This is a genomic window from Streptomyces sp. SA15 (assembly GCF_002291145.1).
In the GTDB taxonomy this organism is placed as follows: domain Bacteria; phylum Actinomycetota; class Actinomycetes; order Streptomycetales; family Streptomycetaceae; genus Streptomyces.
In genome coordinates, this window is record NZ_NTGE01000001.1 from 1 (window position 1) to 1121 (window position 1121).

Annotated in this window: 1 protein-coding gene; it reads left to right on the forward strand. The window is 67.1% G+C overall.

What is annotated here, in order from left to right:
- The first annotated feature begins 228 nt into the window (after positions 1-228).
- Positions 229-1098, forward strand: a complete 870-nt coding sequence (locus tag CLM62_RS00005) for an IS5 family transposase (protein ID WP_095747799.1) — start codon at positions 229-231, stop codon at positions 1096-1098.
- Positions 1099-1121: the final 23 nt, after the last annotated feature.

The window sequence follows — 1121 nt, forward strand, 5'->3', positions numbered from 1 at the left end:
AGAGGTCGTTTTCTCCCTTGAGGGGGTGCTTTCTCCTTCGTTTCTCGAGGCGGGGTCGTTCTCTCGATGGGACTGGCGGGGTCGACCTGGCGGACGTGCTCTATGGGGTGGCAGCTGGGACGGAATGAGGCGTGCGCCTGTCTCATCCCAAGACGCCGGTGGTGGGTGCTCCTACTGGTCGCACCGCACGCCTGGGCGCACGCTCCTGACCGGCGGTACGTCCAGGTCATGGCCAAACGTCGTCCGTATCCCAGTGACCTGTCCGATGCCCGCTGGGAGTTGATCGAGCCCGTGCTGAGCGCCTGGCGGGCCGAGCGCCGCCGGCATGCGCTGAACATCGGACGCCCACCCGAGCACGATCTGCGCGAGATCATGAACGCGATCCTGTACGTGGACCGCACCGGCGTGCAGTGGCGCTACCTGCCGCATGACTTCCCGCCTTGGGAAACCGTGTACGGCTACTTCGCCAAGTGGCAGCGCGATGGCGTGTTCGCCCAGCTCACCGGCGTGCTGCGCAGACTGTTACGGCAGCGGGAGGGCAAGGAGGCGGAGCCGTCCGCGTGCGTGATCGACGCGCAGAGCGTGAAGACCTCCACCAGCGTTCCGGCCGCCGGGCAGGGCACCGACGCGGCGAAGAAGATCGTGGGCCGCAAGCGGAGCATCGTCACCGACACCCTCGGGCTGCTGCTCGCGGTGCTGGTCACGGCCGCGAGCGTGCAGGACTCCGTCGCCGGCACCCACCTGGTCGACCAGGTCGCCGCCACCCACCCCACGATTCGCAAAGTCTGGGTGGACGGCGGCTACCGCCAGCACCTCGTCGAGCACGCCGCCTACCTCGGAATCGACATGGAAATCGTCCAACGCACCCCCGGGACCAGGGGATTCAACCCGCTGCCCAAGCGCTGGACCGTGGAGCGGACCTACGGATGGCTGATGTTCCACCGCCGCCTGGCCCGCGACTACGAAACCCTCCCCGCCCGCTCCGAAGCCATGATCCACCTCGCCATGACCGACCTGATGGCCCGACGCCTCACCAGCGAAGCCACCATCTCCTGGCGCGACCCGACCTCCCGGGACCAAACACTAATTCCGGGATAAAACATCGGGAGAAAACGACCTCT